16 protein-coding genes are annotated in these 16,410 nt (G+C 62.8%); 6 read left to right on the top strand and 10 right to left on the bottom strand.

The window, feature by feature from the left end; genetic code table 11:
* Positions 1-80 precede the first annotated feature (80 nt).
* The 5 genes from RA19_RS15835 to RA19_RS15815 are packed head-to-tail and all read left to right on the top strand — an operon-like array spanning position 81 to position 5,349.
* Positions 81-1,028 carry an ABC transporter permease gene (locus RA19_RS15835; protein WP_039164316.1) on the top strand — a complete coding sequence of 316 codons (948 nt, stop codon included), beginning with the start codon at positions 81-83 and terminating at the stop codon, positions 1,026-1,028.
* On the top strand, positions 1,025-1,840 hold the full coding sequence (locus RA19_RS15830) for an ABC transporter permease (protein ID WP_039164314.1): 816 nt from the start codon (positions 1,025-1,027) through the stop codon (positions 1,838-1,840). The genes RA19_RS15835 and RA19_RS15830 overlap by 4 nt, the downstream gene beginning before the upstream one ends.
* Complete coding sequence (locus RA19_RS15825) at positions 1,837-3,429, top strand: ABC transporter ATP-binding protein (protein WP_039164312.1); 1,593 nt, start codon at positions 1,837-1,839, stop codon at positions 3,427-3,429. The genes RA19_RS15830 and RA19_RS15825 overlap by 4 nt, the downstream gene beginning before the upstream one ends.
* Complete coding sequence (locus RA19_RS15820) at positions 3,426-3,899, top strand: GNAT family N-acetyltransferase (protein WP_039164310.1); 474 nt, start codon at positions 3,426-3,428, stop codon at positions 3,897-3,899. The genes RA19_RS15825 and RA19_RS15820 overlap by 4 nt, the downstream gene beginning before the upstream one ends.
* Positions 3,892-5,349, top strand: coding sequence for an aldehyde dehydrogenase family protein (locus RA19_RS15815; RefSeq protein ID WP_039164309.1), 1,458 nt, complete (start codon positions 3,892-3,894; stop codon positions 5,347-5,349). Before RA19_RS15820 ends, RA19_RS15815 begins: the two co-directional genes overlap by 8 nt.
* Positions 5,350-5,508: 159 nt before the next feature.
* On the opposite strand, the gene pncB is transcribed toward RA19_RS15815, so the two are convergent.
* The 3 genes from pncB to pncA all read right to left on the bottom strand — a co-directional run bounded on the left by pncB (position 5,509) and on the right by pncA (position 9,789).
* Positions 5,509-6,798 carry a nicotinate phosphoribosyltransferase gene (gene pncB / locus RA19_RS15810; RefSeq protein WP_039164307.1) on the bottom strand — a complete coding sequence of 430 codons (1,290 nt, stop codon included), beginning with the start codon at positions 6,796-6,798 and terminating at the stop codon, positions 5,509-5,511.
* 63 nt (positions 6,799-6,861) lie between these two features.
* Entirely contained in the window at positions 6,862-9,123 is a 2,262-nt protein-coding gene (locus tag RA19_RS15805) for a PAS domain-containing hybrid sensor histidine kinase/response regulator (protein ID WP_039164306.1), read from the bottom strand.
* A gap of 69 nt (positions 9,124-9,192) precedes the next feature.
* The gene (pncA, locus tag RA19_RS15800; RefSeq protein WP_039164304.1) at positions 9,193-9,789 is read right to left on the bottom strand and encodes a bifunctional nicotinamidase/pyrazinamidase; all 597 of its coding nucleotides are present in this window, start codon (positions 9,787-9,789) and stop codon (positions 9,193-9,195) included.
* Between the two features lie 180 nt (positions 9,790-9,969).
* On the opposite strand from pncA, the gene trhO reads away from it, so the two are divergent.
* Complete coding sequence (gene trhO / locus RA19_RS15795) at positions 9,970-10,881, top strand: oxygen-dependent tRNA uridine(34) hydroxylase TrhO (protein ID WP_039164303.1); 912 nt, start codon at positions 9,970-9,972, stop codon at positions 10,879-10,881.
* Positions 10,882-10,965: 84 nt separating this feature from the next.
* On the opposite strand, the gene RA19_RS15790 is transcribed toward trhO, so the two are convergent.
* From RA19_RS15790 to RA19_RS15760, 7 genes are all read right to left on the bottom strand, one after another.
* Positions 10,966-11,634 carry a cytochrome c3 family protein gene (locus tag RA19_RS15790; protein ID WP_039164302.1) on the bottom strand — a complete coding sequence of 223 codons (669 nt, stop codon included), beginning with the start codon at positions 11,632-11,634 and terminating at the stop codon, positions 10,966-10,968.
* The gene (locus RA19_RS15785; protein WP_039164300.1) at positions 11,634-12,104 is read right to left on the bottom strand and encodes a nitrate reductase cytochrome c-type subunit; all 471 of its coding nucleotides are present in this window, start codon (positions 12,102-12,104) and stop codon (positions 11,634-11,636) included. The genes RA19_RS15790 and RA19_RS15785 overlap by 1 nt, the downstream gene beginning before the upstream one ends.
* Before the next feature lie 8 nt (positions 12,105-12,112).
* Positions 12,113-14,611, bottom strand: coding sequence for a nitrate reductase catalytic subunit NapA (gene napA / locus RA19_RS15780; RefSeq protein ID WP_039164298.1), 2,499 nt, complete (start codon positions 14,609-14,611; stop codon positions 12,113-12,115).
* Entirely contained in the window at positions 14,608-14,886 is a 279-nt protein-coding gene (locus RA19_RS15775; protein WP_039164296.1) for a chaperone NapD, read from the bottom strand. The genes napA and RA19_RS15775 overlap by 4 nt, the downstream gene beginning before the upstream one ends.
* Positions 14,883-15,398, bottom strand: coding sequence for a ferredoxin-type protein NapF (gene napF / locus RA19_RS15770; protein ID WP_039164294.1), 516 nt, complete (start codon positions 15,396-15,398; stop codon positions 14,883-14,885). Before napF ends, RA19_RS15775 begins: the two co-directional genes overlap by 4 nt.
* 12 nt (positions 15,399-15,410) lie before the next feature.
* Positions 15,411-15,560: a periplasmic nitrate reductase, NapE protein gene (gene napE / locus RA19_RS15765; protein WP_039164292.1), complete on the bottom strand. Its 150-nt coding sequence runs from the start codon at positions 15,558-15,560 to the stop codon at positions 15,411-15,413.
* Positions 15,561-15,858: 298 nt separating this feature from the next.
* Positions 15,859-16,308: a CoxG family protein gene (locus tag RA19_RS15760; protein WP_039164289.1), complete on the bottom strand. Its 450-nt coding sequence runs from the start codon at positions 16,306-16,308 to the stop codon at positions 15,859-15,861.
* Positions 16,309-16,410: the final 102 nt, after the last annotated feature.

Raw genomic sequence — 16,410 nt, 5'->3', positions numbered from 1 at the left:
GAGTGATTTTTTTCGCCGTCCGCAACGTTCTCCAGCTTCTTCTCTGGACCGCTGCTTTACGCAGACCTAACGTAGCCGCAATGCTGCGCTATGCCTTGAAACGCCTTCTGTCCCTGCTTCTCAGCCTGGCTGCTGCCTCGCTGGTGATCTTCTTTGTGGTTGAGGTTGCTCCGGGCGATCCCGCTTCCTTCATGCTGGGAGTGAATGCGCAGGCGGATACGGTTGCTGCGCTGAAGGCCGAACTAGGGCTGGACCAAAGCAAGCCTGCCCGGTACCTGACCTGGGTCATAGGCATGCTGGGCGGCGATTTCGGTACCTCCTATACCTACCGCACGCCGGTGGCCGGGATGATTGCTGACCGGCTGTGGGTGTCGCTGCCGCTGGCGGTCTACGCTCTGACCCTCTCCACCCTGATCGCTTTTCCCGCAGGCATCTACGCCGCTGCCCGCCGAGGCAAGGCGGGAGATATGGCGGTGACCGGCGCCACGCAGCTGGGCGTTGCGGTGCCGAACTTCTGGTTTGCGATGATGCTGGTGCTGATCTTTGCTATCAACCTGCGCTGGTTCGGGGCCGGCGGGTTCCCCGGCTGGGAAGCCGGGCTTTGGGCAGGCCTGCATGCGCTCACCCTGCCCGCCATTGCGCTGGCGCTGCCGCAGGCGGCGATCCTGACCCGGGTTATGCGCTCGTCGCTGCTGGACATACTGGGTGAGGACTTCATGCGCACCGCCCGCGCCAAGGGGCTGACCCGGAATCAAGCGCTGTGGCGGCATGGCGTGCGCAATGCACTGATCCCGGTGCTGACCATCATCGGCCTGCAATTCTCCTTCCTTCTGGCAGGCGCCATCATCATCGAGCAGGTCTTCTACCTGCCCGGCCTTGGGCGGCTGGTGTTCCAGGCGATCTCCTCGCGCGATCTGATCGTAGTGGAATCAGTGGTGATGCTGCTGGTCTTTGCGGTGATCACGGTGAACTTCCTGGTCGATCTCGCCTATGCACTGGTGGACCCGCGCCTCAGGAGCCTGACATGAGCCGCAACCTGATCCTTGGCGGCCTGCTGTCCGCACTGGTGCTGCTGGCCGCGGCGGTGTCGTTCTTATGGACGCCGTTCGATCACGCCGCATTGAACATCCCGGCCAAATTGCAAACCCCCAACGGGCAGCACTGGCTGGGCACCGATCATTTCGGGCGCGACCTGATGTCGATGATCATGGTCGGCGCCCGTACCTCTATCGCCGTGGCACTGGTCGCCGTGGGTATCGGCATGGGGGCCGGCGTGCCGCTGGGGCTGGCCGCGGCAGCACGCAAAGGGTCATGGCTGGACGAGGGGATTATGCGCGGCAACGATCTGGTCTTTGCCTTCCCGTCGCTGGTGATCGCCATCCTGATCACGGCCGTCCTGGGCGCCGGTGCCGTCAACGCCATCATCGCCATCGGCATCTTCAACATTCCCGTCTTTGCCCGCATCACCCGCGGCGCGGCGCTGTCCCTTTGGGAGCGCGAGTTCATCCTGGCAGCCCGGGTGGCAGGCAAAAGTGCAGCGCGTATTTCGGCCGAGCACATCCTGCCCAACGTCATGAACCTGCTGATCGTGCAAGGCACCATCCAGTTCTCGCTGGCGATCCTGGCCGAGGCCGGCCTGTCCTACGTCGGCCTGGGTGCTCAGCCGCCCACGCCCAGCTGGGGCCGGATGCTGGCCGATGCGCAAACCATGGTGAGCTTTGCCCCGCATCTGGCGCTGGTCCCCGGCTCGGCCATTATCCTGACGGTGCTGGGGCTGAACCTGCTGGGCGACGGGTTGCGCGACTACCTGGACCCGAAACTGCGGGTGGCACGCGCATGACCTTGCTGGATGTCACCCATATGTCGCTCTCCATCGGCTGCCTCCCGGTGTTGAAAGATGTGTCTTTCCACGTCGACCCGGGCGAGATCGTGGCCGTCACCGGCGAAAGCGGCTCGGGAAAGTCGATGACCGCGCTGGCGGTGTTGGGGCTGCTGCCGGAACTCGCACAGGCGAAAGGCTACATAACACTGGACGGCACACAGTTGCTGGAGCAGTCCGAGACTGAGATGTGTGCCATTCGCGGTCAATCCGTGGGCATGGTCTTCCAAGAGCCGATGACAGCCTTGAACCCGGTCAAAACCATTGGCGAACAGGTGATGGAGACCATCCTGATCCACAAAGCAATGGCCCGCGCCGAGGCCGAAGCCCGCGCGCGCGAGGTGCTGGACCGGGTCGGGCTGCCTGCGGACCGCTTTCCCCTGACGCGCTATCCGCATGAACTGTCTGGCGGCCAGCGCCAGCGGGTGGTGATTGCCATGGCCATCGCCCTGCGTCCCAAGCTGCTGATCGCGGATGAGCCGACCACCGCGCTGGACGTGACCACCCAGGCGCAGATTCTCGATCTGCTGAAGGATCTGGTGCAGGACTATGGCATGGGGCTGCTGATCATCACCCACGATCTGGCGGTGGTGGCAGATCTGGCCGACCGGATCGTTGTCATGCGCCACGGCGAGGTGGTGGAGACCGGCCATACGGATTGGCTGCTGCGCAATATGCGCCATCCTTACACGCAGATGCTGTTTGCCGCCTCGAACCATCAGGTCGCGCTGCCGGCCCCGCCTGCCCCTGCCCCGCTGCTGGAGGTCAGGAACGCGGTGCGCGACTACAAGACGCCACGCAAGTCGCTGTTCTCCAAACCCGGCACATTCCGTGCCGTGAACGGTGTCTCCTTTACCCTGAACCGCGGAGAGCGGCTGGGGCTTGTTGGTGAGTCGGGCTGCGGAAAATCGACCCTAACAAGGGCAATTCTGGGGTTGGAACCGCTGCAGCAAGGCGCGATTCGCCTGGATGGGCAACCCGTCACGACTCACCTTGCCCCCAGCCTCCGCCGCAAGATGCAAGTGGTGTTTCAGGACCCCTACGGCAGCTTCAATCCGCGTCATAGGGTTGAGCGGCTGATCACCGAGCCTTTCTACACGCTGCCAGACCCGCCAACGGGGACAGCTCGCAGAGACCTGATTGCCGAAACCCTCACCGCCGTTGGACTGCAGCCTGACGATGCACAGAAATACATCCACCAGTTCTCCGGCGGCCAGCGGCAGCGGATCGCCATTGCCCGAGCGCTGATCACGCGGCCGGAGCTGATCATATTTGATGAGGCGGTCTCGGCCCTGGATGTGTCTGTCCGCGCCCGTATCCTCGACCTGCTGGCAGAGCTGTGCGAGGCCTACGCCCTCACCTATCTGTTCATCAGCCACGACCTGAGCGTGGTGCGCACGATCACTGACCGCTGCCTGGTGATGCAGCAGGGGCAGATTGTCGAGCAGGGCGAAACCGAAACCGTTTTCAGCAACCCGCAGCATCCCTACACCCGGCAGCTGATTGCCGCCGCGCCAGTGCTGCCCGATCTGGATCAGGGGGCCGCATGACCCTGGCGCTGGCACTGATCATGCCGCGGGAGCAGGCCTTCTTTGCCGCAGCGCTGGCACCTTATTTTGCCGAAGTCGCCCCGCAGGCCGTCATTGATCCCACGGAGCGGGCAGGCCAGATGCTGAACCGCAAGGACGTGACCGCCTTCTGGATCCTGAATGATATCCGGCGCATCGGGTTTGCCATCGTGCTGAACCTGCCGGATGACCGGCGCGAATTGTCGGAATTCTGCATCCTGCCGCAGCATCGCCGCCGGGGCTGGGGGCAGCAGGCGGCCACCTTGATACTCCGCGAATTTCCGGGCCGCTGGCGCATGGGGCTGTCCAAGTCCTCACGCGAGGCGGTGGCCTTCTGGGGCACCTGTCTCAGCATTCTGCCGGGTATCCGGGACTTGCGCGAAGGCGCGCCTTTCACCGAACATCAGATCAAAAGCTACAGCTTCGACATCGCAGGAGCGCATGATGACTGACACCTCCCCTCTCTGGTTCGATCCCGCGCTCTGCCTCATCGGTGGAGAATGGCTGCCTGCTGCCAGCGGCGAAACCCTGCCGCTGATGAATCCATCGGACGGCAGCGAAATCTGCCGGATCGCCCGGGGCAGCGAAGCCGACATCAACGCAGCGGTCGCAGCAGCAGGCGCCGCACTGGAGGGGGAATGGGGTGCGATGACCGCGCTGGAGCGGGGCCGCATCCTGACCCGCATCGGACAGCTGGTACTGGAGCGGGTTGAAGACCTGGCGGTGCTGGAAGCCATGGATGTGGGCAAGCCGCTCACCCAGGCGCGCGCCGATGCGGTGGCGCTGGCGCGCTACTGCGAGTTCTACGGCGGCGCGGCGGATAAGGTGATGGGGGAAACCATTCCCTATCTGGATGGCTACACCGTCTATACCCTGCGCGAGCCGCACGGGGTCACGGGGCATATCGTGCCCTGGAACTATCCGATGCAGATCATCGGCCGCTCGGTCGGTGCGGCGCTGGCGATGGGCAACGCCTGCGTGCTGAAACCCGCCGAGGAGGCCTGCCTGACAGCTCTGGCCTTTGCCTGTATCGCCATTGAGGCCGGTTTGCCCGCCGGGGTTCTGAATGTGGTACCGGGCCTGGGCGCCGAGGCCGGCGCGGCTTTGGCCGGGCATCCTGGTGTTCAGCACATTTCCTTCACCGGCTCTGTCAAAACAGGCGCACTGGTGCAGCAGGCGGCAGGCGCCAATGTTGTGCCGGTGACGCTGGAGCTGGGCGGCAAGTCGCCGCAACTGGTGTTTGATGACGCCGATCTGGATGCGGCCCTTCCCTTCCTTGTGAACGCAGGCATTCAGAACGCAGGCCAGACCTGCTCGGCCTCCTCGCGGATTCTGGTGCAGCGCGGGGTGTATGCAGACGTTAAGGCGCGGATGGCTGAGGCTTACACCGCCCTAACCGTGGGGCCAGCAGCCGAAGATTTGCGGGTCGGGCCGCTGATCTCTGCCCGCCAGAAGCAGATTGTGGAAAGGTATCTGGAACAGGGCTCAGGACTGCCGGTTGCAGCCCAGGCAACTGTCGTCCCGCACGCCCCCGAGGGCGGCGCTTATGTGCGCCCGACACTGTTTGCCGATGTGCCGGAGGATCATGTCCTGGCGCGCGAAGAAATCTTTGGGCCGGTGCAGGTCCTGATCCCGTTTGAAACCGAAACCGAGGCTCTCCGGATCGCGAATGCCACGGAATACGGGCTGGTCGCCAGCATTTGGACCCGTGACGGCAGCCGCCAGATGCGGCTGGCGAAGCAGCTGCGGGCGGGACAAGTCTTCATCAACAATTACGGGGCCGGCGGCGGTGTGGAGCTGCCATTTGGCGGGGTCGGGAAATCCGGCCACGGCCGGGAAAAAGGGTTTGAGGCGCTCTACGGCTTTTCTCAGCTGAAAACGGTGGCGGCCCATCACGGCTGAAACCGGTTGACGCCGGAGGTTTTGCGCTGTGCTTTTCACCTCGCCGGAGGCAGGCCGCGCCTCCGGCGCGGCCTGCCGGGCCCAAGGGGCGGCCTTGCTTTTCAAAGCATGGGCGACGCGCGGGAGCTGCCCGTTGCTGCTGGCACCGCTAGCGCAATCTCAGACGATGACGTCCAGCCGCTCTTGCGCGCCAACGCCGAACACCCGTTTGTAGCGCTTGATTTCTTCCGCAGGCCCCATTGCCTTTTCCGGGTTGTCCGACAGTTTCACGGTGGGCTTCCCATTGGCGGCCACCGCCTTGCAGACCAGCGAAAACGGCGCCAGCGCATCCTCCGGCACCAGTCCGCGGAAATCATTTGTCAAAAGCGTGCCCCAGCCAAAGGACACTTTGGTGCGCCCCGAGAACTGCGCGTGCAGATCCTGGATCTGCTGCACATCCAGCCCATCGGAAAAGATCACACGCTTGTCCGCCGGATCCTCACCGCGCTGCTGCCACCAGTTGATCGCCACCTCGGCACCCTTGACGGGATCCCCGCTGTCGATGCGGATGCCGGTCCAGCCTGCCAGCCAGTCGGGCGCACGGTCTAGAAAACCCTTGGTGCCGTAGGTGTCCGGCAGGATGATGCGCAGGTTGCCCTCGTGCTCGTCATGCCAATCCGACAGTACATCATAGGGCGCTTGCGCCAGCGCCGCGTCGCCTTCGGCCAGCGCCGAATAGACCATCGGCAGCTCATGGGCGTTGGTGCCGATCGCCTCCACCTCGCGGCGCATGGCGATGAGGCAGTTGGAGGTGCCGGTGAACTTCTCCCCCAGCCCCTCGAGCATTGCCTGCACGCACCAGTCCTGCCAGAGGAAGGAGTGGCGGCGGCGGGTGCCGAAGTCGGCAATCGTCAAGCCCTCCACTTCGCGCAGGCGTTCTATTTTTTCCCAGACCCGGGTCATGGCGCGGGCGTAGAGCACCTGCAGCTCGAACCGGCCCATGCTGTTGATCACGGCACGCGAGCGCAGCTCCATTAGCACCGCCAGCGCTGGAATCTCCCACAGCATGACCTCGTGCCATTTGCCTTCGAAAGTCAGCTCGTACTGATCGCCCTTGCGCTCCAACTGATAGGGCGGCAGGCGCAGGCCTTCGAACCATTCCATGAAATCGGGGCGGAACATCTGCCGCTTGCCATAGAAGGTATTCCCGCGCAGCCAGGTGCTTTCGCCGCGGCTGAGCGACAGCGAGCGGATGTGATCAAGCTGCTCGCGCAGCTCACCCTCGTCGATCAGCCGTGCCAGCGGCACCTGTGAGGAACGGTTGATCAGCGAGAAGGCCACCGTGGTGTCCGGCTTGTTGCGGAACACCGACTGGCACATCAAAAGCTTGTAGAAATCAGTGTCGATCAGCGACCGGACAATCGGATCGATCTTCCATTTGTGATTATAGACGCGGGTTGCAATATCCACCGGCGGCCTCGTGCTTAAGGATCACTGATTGATAGGATAGCCCGCCGGCGGGGGCAAAGGAAATCAGCCCGCGCGGCGGCTTTGCACCTGCGGCGCCAGCTGTTCCAGAAGTTCCAGCAGTTTGCCCCGGTTAACCGGCTTGCTCATGAATTCATCCATGCCTGCCGCAAGACACGCCTCCCTGTCGGAGGCAAAGGCATTGGCGGTGAGCGCCACAATGGCCGGCTGCGGGCGCGGCAAGGTACGGATTGCGCGGGTGGCTTCCAGCCCGTCCATCTCCGGCATCGACATATCCATCAGGATGATATCCGGAGCAAAGGCCTCGAACCGCGCGACAGCTTCCCGGCCGTCTTTGGCAAAGGCCAGTTCCACCGGGGCCGCTTGCAGGAATTTCTCCAGCAGCACCCGGTTCACCGCGTTGTCTTCAGCCACCAGCACCCGCAATCCATCCAGAACCTGCAGACCGGCGGACCGCGGCGGCACGGCCGGCTCCGCGCGGGGTTCCGCTCTGGCAAGGCCCAACCGCAGCCGTACTGTGAAACAGGAGCCCGCTCCCAATTCGGATGACACCGAGATATTGCCATCCATCGCCTCGCTCAGGCGGCGGCAAATCGCCAAGCCAAGGCCGGTGCCGCCAAAACGCCGGCTGATTGCCGCGTCTGCCTGCGAGAACCGGTCAAACACCGTTTCAAGCTTCTCCTTGGCGATGCCGATCCCGGTGTCGGCAACCGAGAACAGCAGGTCATAGCCCGCCGCCGCCGGCTCCGCGCCGAGGGTGACCGTAACCCGTCCCTGTTCGGTGAATTTGATCGCGTTACCGGCAAGATTCATCAGGATCTGCCGGATCCGCCGGTCGTCTCCATACAGCTGAGCGGGCACCGCATCATGAATGTCGAGCAGCAGCTCCAGCCCTTTTGCATCCGCCTGTCCCTGCAGCAGCTGAATTGTCTCGCCGAAACAGGCGCGAGGGTCGAAATTCGCACGGCTGAAGGAAACTCCTTCGGCATCCATTTTGGACACATCCAGAACATCGTTGATCAGCGCCAGCAACGTATCCGCGGAGCTGAGAATGGTTCCGGCATAGGCGTCCTGTTCTTCGTTCAGCCCGCTGTCCCGCAGCAATTGCGCCATACCGATCACCCCGTTCATCGGCGTGCGGATCTCATGGCTCATAGTGGCCAGGAAGTCGGCCTTGGCCCGCGCGCCTTCTTCGGCGGCAATCCGGGCCTCTTCCAGCTGCCGGGCGTGCTCCTTGGCGGCGGAAATGTCCCGCTCCACCGCAATCAGGGTTTCCAGCTCGCCTGCACTGTCCAGCATCGGCACCTGGCTGGTCTCGATCCAGATCCGCTCCCCGTCCTTGCGACGGTTGCGGATTTCCACCCGCACCGGCCGGGCATAGCGGACGCTGTCCTGCAGCTGGCGGATGGTGGCCGCATCGGTTTCACCGCTGTTCAGCAGATCGCCGGGCATCTGGCCCACAGCCTCTTCATAAGAATAGCCGGTCAGGCGGGTGAAACTGTCATTGACCCAGGTGATGCGCCCGTCGCGGTCCATCAGCATCACGCTGTCGTTGGCGTTTTCCGCCACCAGGGCCAGGCGCTTGGCCTCCATCTGCTGCTCATAGAGCCGGGCATAGGCGCTCTCCAGTTCCTGCTGCTGCAGCGCCTGGGCCAGCGTATGACTGCGGGCCCGGCTGGAATTGCGCATGACAAAGGCGAGGAACCAGCAAAAAGAGCCATAAAGCACCGCCAGCCCGGCCAAGTGCAAATTGTACATCGGCGCCAGAACCGGCGCCTCGATGATTTCATACGCAAGGAAGGCAACCGGCAAAGCTGCATAGACCAGCAGTTTGGTGACAACTGCGCGCGGATGATAGGGCAGCACCAGGCCGGCATTGATCGCCGCCCCCGCCAGCAACCCGATAGTAAACAGCGGTTCGTTATGGGTATGCGCCATCAGCGAGGGCATCTCCACGAAGAACGGCACCGAAGCAGCGGCACTAAGGGCCGCTGCATGCAGAAAGGCCGTCAGAGACGTCAGCAGCCGCAGGGTGCCCTCCCGCATGCCGCGCCGGGTCAGCGCATCGGCCTGGCGTAGCAGCAGGCAATCGGCAGCATCGCCGGCAAGAGAAATGGCATAGCCCGCCAGCGCGTACAGCGGCGGCACCACCAGACCCAGCACAAGAAAGGCCAGCCCCATGAAAAGCTGCCGCCCCCAGAACAGGCGGACACGGCCGCGGGCATAGCGCAGCAGCAGCTCAAGCGAGCCGTATTTCCTGTAATAGCTGGCTAGGGGGCCGCTGCCGGCCCCGTCCGCAGTTTCCATCAATCCGCCTTGCCGTCCGGGTACCCGGGCAGCCTAACCCGGATATTGTTAATTTTTTCAGGCATCAACTCAGGATTGCAGAACAATTCCGGCTTCTTTCATCTGTGTCAGCGCCGCCTGCAAAGAGCCGTCCAGGTCAATCGCCCGGCAGGCCGTCAGATCGACGGTCACAGCGAAGCCAAGCCGCGCCGCATCCAGCGCGGTGAAAGCGACACAGAAATCGGTGGCCAGCCCGGCCAGAGTGAGCCCGGTGATCCCCCGGCTGCGCAGATAGCCTTCGAGGCCAGTGGGCGTCGTCTGATCGTTTTCGAAGAACCCTGAGTAGCTGTCGATCCCGACCCGGAATCCCTTGCGCAGGATCAGGTCGCCATCGGTGCGCAACTCCTCATGAAACGCGGCGCCATCGCTGCCTTGGACACAATGATCGGGCCAGAGCACCTGGGTGCCATAGGCCATTTCAACAGTTTCAAACGGCGCCTTGCCAGGATGCGATGAGGCAAAGGAGGAATGACCGGCCGGGTGCCAGTCCTGAGTCAGGATAACAGTGTCGAACTGCACCATCATCGCGTTGATGGGGGCCACCACCTCATCCCCGCCCGGCACTGCCAGCGCGCCTCCGGGACAGAAATCGTTCTGCACATCGACAACGATCAGCGCCTGGGTCATCACCTGCTCCTTTTTCCGGCCTACACAATATCTAGCGGTGCGGAGCTGTCTTGGGAACTGTTGCTAGGCGGCCGGGCGGCCGTGAAGCGTTAAGGATACTGCCACTCCCCTTATTTTACTGGCGTGCAGGCGGCAGTTCTTTCTCTTGAATTACCCCCGCCAGGGTTCTAAGGGCGGGGCATGTACACGATTGCTGCCCTCTATCACTTCACCCGTTTTCCCGATCCCGCTGCGATCAAGCCAGCGCTGCTGGAGCTTTGCCAGGCGCAAGGCGTCAAGGGCTCGCTGCTGCTGGCGCAGGAGGGGATCAACGGTACTATCGCCGGCCCGCGGGCAGGTATCGACGCGGTGCTGGCGCATATTAAGGCGCTGCCGGGGTGCGCCGGGCTGGAGTGGAAAGAGGCGATTGCCGCCGAACCGCCGTTCGGCAAGATGAAGGTGCGGCTGAAGAAAGAGATCGTGACCATGGGGCAGCCTGACGTGGACCCGCTTGCCTCAGTTGGCCACTACGTCGAGCCGGAAGAATGGAACGACCTCATCCGCCAGGACGATGTGGTGCTGATCGATACCCGCAACGATTACGAGGTGGCGATTGGCACTTTCGAAGGTGCCATCGACCCCAAGACCGAAAGCTTCCGCGATTTCCCGGCCTGGTGGGAAGAAAACAAGGATCGCTTCCACAACAAGCGGGTGGCGATGTTCTGCACCGGTGGCATCCGCTGCGAGAAATCGACCAACTACCTGCTGGGCCAGGGGGTGGAGGATGTCTATCACCTGAAAGGCGGCATCCTGCGCTACCTGGAGGAAATGCCCGCGGAGAGCAGCACCTGGGAAGGCGAATGCTTTGTCTTCGACAACCGGGTGTCAGTCGGCCACGGGCTGGCGGAAGGTCCGCATGAGCTGTGCCACGGCTGCCGCCGTCCGATTCTGCCCGTGGACCAGGAGCGGCCCGAGTTTGAACAGGGGGTCTCCTGCCACCTGTGCATCGATCAGACCTCGGACGAGGACAAGGCCCGGTTCCGGGAACGGCAAAAGCAGATGAAACTGGCCCGCGAACGCGGTGAAGGCCATCTGGGCAGCATCCCGCTGTAAACCCGCAGCCCGTAAATCAGACACTAAAAAGGCCGCTTCCCAATGGGCAGCGGCCTTTTTCAGCTTTGCACGGAACGCTCTGCGTCAGTGGCCGCTCATCCCCAGATAGCTGCGGGTACTGGCCAAGAGGCCTTCGCCCTCGGACGGAGGCAGCAGGCGGGCGTGGTCCTGGGCAGCAGCCTCGCCCATGTCGGGCAGCTGGTGGGCGATGCCCTTGTGGCAGTTGATGCAGGTCTTCTCACCGGTGAACAGGAAACGCTCATGCGCATCCGCCGCCCGCTTGGACTGGCGGGTGATGTCCATGGACTCGTCCGAGTGGCAGTTGCGGCACTCAAGGCTGTCGTTTGCCTCAAGCCGTGCCCATTCGTGCTGCGCCAGTTCCAGCCGGTGCTCCAGGAATTTCTCCCGCGTGTTGATGGTGCCGAAGATCTTGCCCCAGACCTCCTTGGAGGCCTGCATCTTGCGGGCGATCTTATTGGTCCAGTTGTGCGGCACGTGGCAGTCCGGGCAGGAGGCGCGCACGCCGGAGCGGTTGGAGTAGTGGATCGTCGGCTTCAGCTCCTCGAACACGTTGTCGCGCATCTCGTGGCAGCTGGTGCAGAAGGCCTCGGTGTTGGTGACTTCCAGCGCGGTGTTGAAGCCGCCCCAGAAGATGATCCCCATCACAAAGCCGCCCATGGTCAGAAAGCCGAGCGAGAAATAGGCGCTGGGACGCCGGATGATCCACCAGAGCCGTTTGAGGAAACCAATCATCAGTCCGCCCCGCTCTGCTGCGCGTTCACGTAGTCGATCACGCGGTCCACATCGACGAACTCATTCTCGACCAGCGGCCGCGCGTTGGTCTGCACCACGTGGCACTGGTTGCAGAAGTAGCGCCGCGGGCTGACTGCACCCAGGGTCTGGCCATCACGGTCCATGAAGTGGGTGACCGAGATCATCGGCGCCTGGCTGACCTCCACCGCGGTGCGGCTGTGGCAGGTCAGGCATTTGTTCGAATTCAGATCAACCTGATAGTTGTCGGTCTTATGCGGGATCAGCGGCGGCTGGTCCGGATAGTTGCGCACCTGGCGGATGTCGGTGTTCACGATGCCGGGGATCTGGGTGGCTTCACCCTCCTGGTCCAGCGGCGCATTGTTGCGCAGCGTGGCAACCTGGTTCTGGGCGACGGCTGCCGTGGCCATAAAAACCGGAACAGCCAGGATAGCGAGACGGAAATGTTTCATGACGGGCCTCACACTGCTTCGATACGGACTGCGCATTTCTTGAAGTCCGTCTGTTTCGAGATCGGATCGGTGGCATCCAGCGTGACTTTGTTGATCAGCCGGCGCGCATCGAACCAGGGCACAAAGACCAGCCCCTTGGGCGGTTTGTTGCGGCCGCGGGTCTCGACCCGGGTGCGCATTTCACCGCGGCGCGAGATGATTTTCACCTCGGTGCCGCGCCTGAAGCCCATGGCCTTGGCGTCATCCGGATGCATGTAGCACAGCGCATCGGGGACGGCCTGATACAGCTCGGGCACCCGCTGGGTCATCGAGCCGGAGTGCCAGTGCTCCAGCACACGGCCGGTGGCCAGCCACATCGGGTATTCCTCGTCCGGGCTTTCCGCCGGCGGCTCGTAAGGCAGCGCAAAGATCACCGCCTTGCCATCGGGCTTGCCGTAGAACTCGTAGTCGGAACCCGGGGTCACATAGGGGTCGGAGCCTTCCTTGAAGCGCCACTGGGTTTCCTTGCCGTCCACCACGGGCCAGCGCAAGCCGCGCACCTCGTGGTAAGTGTCGAACGGCGCCAGATCGTGGGCCTTGCCGCGGCCGAATTCGGCGTATTCCTCGAACAGGCCTTTCTGGATGTAGAAGCCGAAGTCCTCGGATTCGTGGTTGCCGTATTCGCGGGCCTTCTCGGTCAGCTCGTATTTGTTGACCTTGCCGTTGGCGAACAGCACGTCGAACAGGGTCTTGCCCTTGAACTCCGGGTTGGCGTCCAGCAGCTCAGCCGGCCAGACCTCGTCGGTGGTGAAGCGCTTGGAGAATTCCGCCAGCTGCCACAGGTCGGACATGGATTCACCCGGCGCGTTGACCAGCTGGTACCAGAACTGGGTGCGGCGTTCAGCGTTGCCATAGGCGCCTTCCTTCTCCACCCACATGGCAGCGGGCAGGATCAGGTCGGCAGCTTCGGCGGTCACCGTCGGATAGGCATCGGACACCACGATGAAGTTGTCGGGGTTGCGGTAGCCCGGCAGCCCTTCCTCCATGATGTTGGGAGCGGCCTGCATGTTGTTGTTCACCTGAACCCAGTAGCAGTTGATTTTGCCGTCCTTCAGGTCGCGGTTCTGCTTCACCGCATGGGAGCCGACCCAGCCCGGAATGGTACCCTCGGGCAGTTTCCAGATCTTTTCGGCATAGGCACGGTGCTCGGGGTTCTTGACCACCATGTCGGCAGGCAGACGGTGCGAGAAGGTGCCCACCTCGCGCGCGGTGCCGCAGGCAGAGGGCTGGCCGGTCAGCGAAAACGGCGAGTTGCCCGGGGTGGAGATTTTGCCGGTCAGCAGGTGGATGTTGTAGAGCAGGTTGTTCACCCAGACACCGCGGGTGTGCTGGTTGGTGCCCATGGTCCACAGCGACATGACCTTGGTGTCGGGATCGGCATAAAGCTTGGCGATCTTCTCCAGAGTCGCAGCCGGAACACCGGACATTTCCTCTGCTTTTTCCAGCGTGTACTCGGAAACGAACTCGGCGAATTCCTCGAAAGACATCGGCTCGGAGCCGCCTGCCTTGCCGGCATTCACGGCTGCCTGCTCCAGCGGGTGCTCGGGGCGCAGGCCATAGCCGATGTCCGTATTGCCGCGGCGGAAGTTCACGTGTTTGCTGACGAAGTCCTTATGCACCGCGTCGTTCTGGATGATGTAGTTGGCGATGTAGTTCAGGATCACCAGGTCGGTGTGCGGGGCGAAGACCGCCGGGATGTCGGCCAGGTCAAAGCTGCGGTGAGTGAAAGTCGACAGCACCGCCACCTGCACATGCGGATGGCTGAACCGGCGGTCGGTGATGCGGGTCCAGAGGATCGGGTGCATCTCCGCCATGTTCGAGCCCCACAGCACAAAGGCGTCGGCGTTCTCGAAGTCGTCATAGCAGCCCATCGGCTCATCGATGCCGAAGGTGCGCATGAATCCGCCCACGGCCGAGGCCATGCAGTGGCGCGCGTTGGGGTCGATGTTGTTGGAGCGGAAGCCCGCTTTCATCAGCTTGGATGCTGCGTAGCCTTCCCAAACAGTCCACTGGCCGGAGCCGAACATGCCGATGCCTTCGGGGCCTTTCTCGGCCAGAGTCTTCTTCCACTTCTCGGCCATGATGTCGAAGGCCTCATCCCAGGAAACCGGGGTGAATTCGCCGTTCTTGTCGTATTCGCCGTTGGTCTTGCGCAGCAAAGGCGTGGTCAGGCGGTCGGCGCCATACATGATCTTCGAGAGGAAGTAGCCTTTGACGCAGTTCAGGCCGCGGTTCACCTCGGCCTGGGTGTCGCCATGGGTAGCCACCACGCGGCCGGCCTTGGTCGCAACCATGATCGAGCAGCCGGTGCCGCAGAAGCGGCAGGGTGCCTTCGACCATTTCAGCTGAGTCAGGTCGGCGTCGGTAACAAGGTTCTGCGCGGCGGCAGGGATCGGCAGCCCGGCAGCAAGCGCCGCAGCGGCAGCAGCCTGCGCCTTGATGGCGTCACGGCGGGTAATTCCGGTCATTGGAGGGTTCCTTCTTGAAGGGCGAGTTCCTGGGCATCGCAAGCCTGATGGAAGACAAGCGCCGCGCTGGCGACGCCGTCGAGAAGCTGGATCTTTGCCAGGGCATCGCCGATGGCACGGTCACTGTCCGCTTCGAACAGGACAACGATTTTGCCCGAGGGATCGGTTTGCGAAATCTCGGCGTTGGGCATGGATGTGATGGTCTCCAGCACGGCCGCCATGCGGGCCGGATTGCTGCGCACCAGCAGGCTGGAAATGTGAAGCTCTTCTGTCACGCGTGGCTCCTTTGCTGGCGTGGGTCGCAGATGGCGATGGCGTCATTGGGACAGGTGGCAAGGCAGGCGCCGCAGCCGCTGCAGGCCTCAGGATCAATCCGGATGGCGCCAACCGGGCGCACTGACAGATCCATCCGAAGGGCGCGCGGATCACAGCTGTCGGTGCAGAGCTGGCAGCTGATGCCCGCGGACAAAAGACAGTCATCACCGATACTTACGGTGACCGGCCAGGGAGACGGTTGCAGCAAATCGAAAACCGGCTTTGGGCAGGCTTCAGCACAGACCTCGCAAAAGGTGCACTCGCTGCCCCGGAAATTGATCCGCGGGCGGTTCCGGCTGTCGAATTCAATGATTTGTTCCGGACAGCTCTCCACGCAGGCATTGCAACTGGTGCAATGCGCCTGCACCCGGTCCTCATCCGTCCATGGCGGGCGGAATTGCGGCTCGGGGCGCGCGACACGGCCAGTCAGAAAGGCGCGGCGCGAGGGGGCTGTGCTGGCATGCGCTGGCATCGGCCTGGCCCCTTACCCGGCCGGGGGACCCAAGAAAATTTGGGAGATCCAGACGATCAACCCGTAGCCGCCGACGATTCCCACCGCCAGGACTGGCGCCAGAACCACGGCGAGGAACAGGAAGGTGTTCCGTTCTTCGGCTTTGGTTGGCTGTTCGGACATTTTGTCCTCCTTGGCTCCTACAAAAGTAGCGCAGCAAGGCGGGCTGGAAAGAACCCCTCGTGATTCTGGTTCTTCAATGCAGCGCTGCTACGCTGACCGGAGAATGCTCAGGACCGCCGGAGGGCACATTGATCTGAATCATTTCAGAAGCGTTTGATTTCGAAAAACAAAATATTCAAAAAACCGAAAGTGTAAATTTGTCAGCCCTACCGGGTTATCCCGCTGCAAGAGGCTGAGCAAAATTTCTGCCCGCACAACCCATAGGCTGCGCGGGCGGTCTGGAAACCTTCAGCCTGCGTCAGGCATCGGCAGGCGCCATGACCTCTGCGAATTTCTTAAAGAACTTAGCCGCCAGCTTCTTGGCCGTGCTCTGGATCAGCCGGCTGCCCAGCTGCGCCAGCTTGCCGCCAATCTCGGCCTTGGCAGTGTATTTCAGCACCGTCTTGCCATCTGCTTCCTCCAGCGTCACATCAGCGCCGCCTTTGGCGTGGCCTGCTGCCCCCCCATTGCCTTGACCGGACAGTGAAAACGCGTCCGGCGCGCCTGAGGTGTCCAGCTCGACGTTGCCGCTGAAGCGCGCCTTTACCGGGCCAACCTTGAGCACAACCTTGGCTTCCAGCTCGGTATCGGAATGTTTGATCAGCTCTTCGCAGCCCGGAATGCATTGCCGCAGGATCTCCGGGTCATTCAAAGCCTCGTAGACCCGGGCCATCGGTGCGTCGATGATGATCTCGTCGTTCAGTTCCATATGCGGTTCCTTCTTAGCAACAGGGAAATTTGATCTTGGACAGCAGCTCGGCGTGTTCCTTGGACAGTGAAACCTGCGCCAAGCGCCGCCACAGCCGGGCCA

Source organism: Leisingera sp. ANG-M1 (genome assembly GCF_000813745.1).
Lineage (GTDB): Bacteria > Pseudomonadota > Alphaproteobacteria > Rhodobacterales > Rhodobacteraceae > Leisingera.
This window is presented reverse-complemented; position numbering and strand designations above follow the sequence as displayed.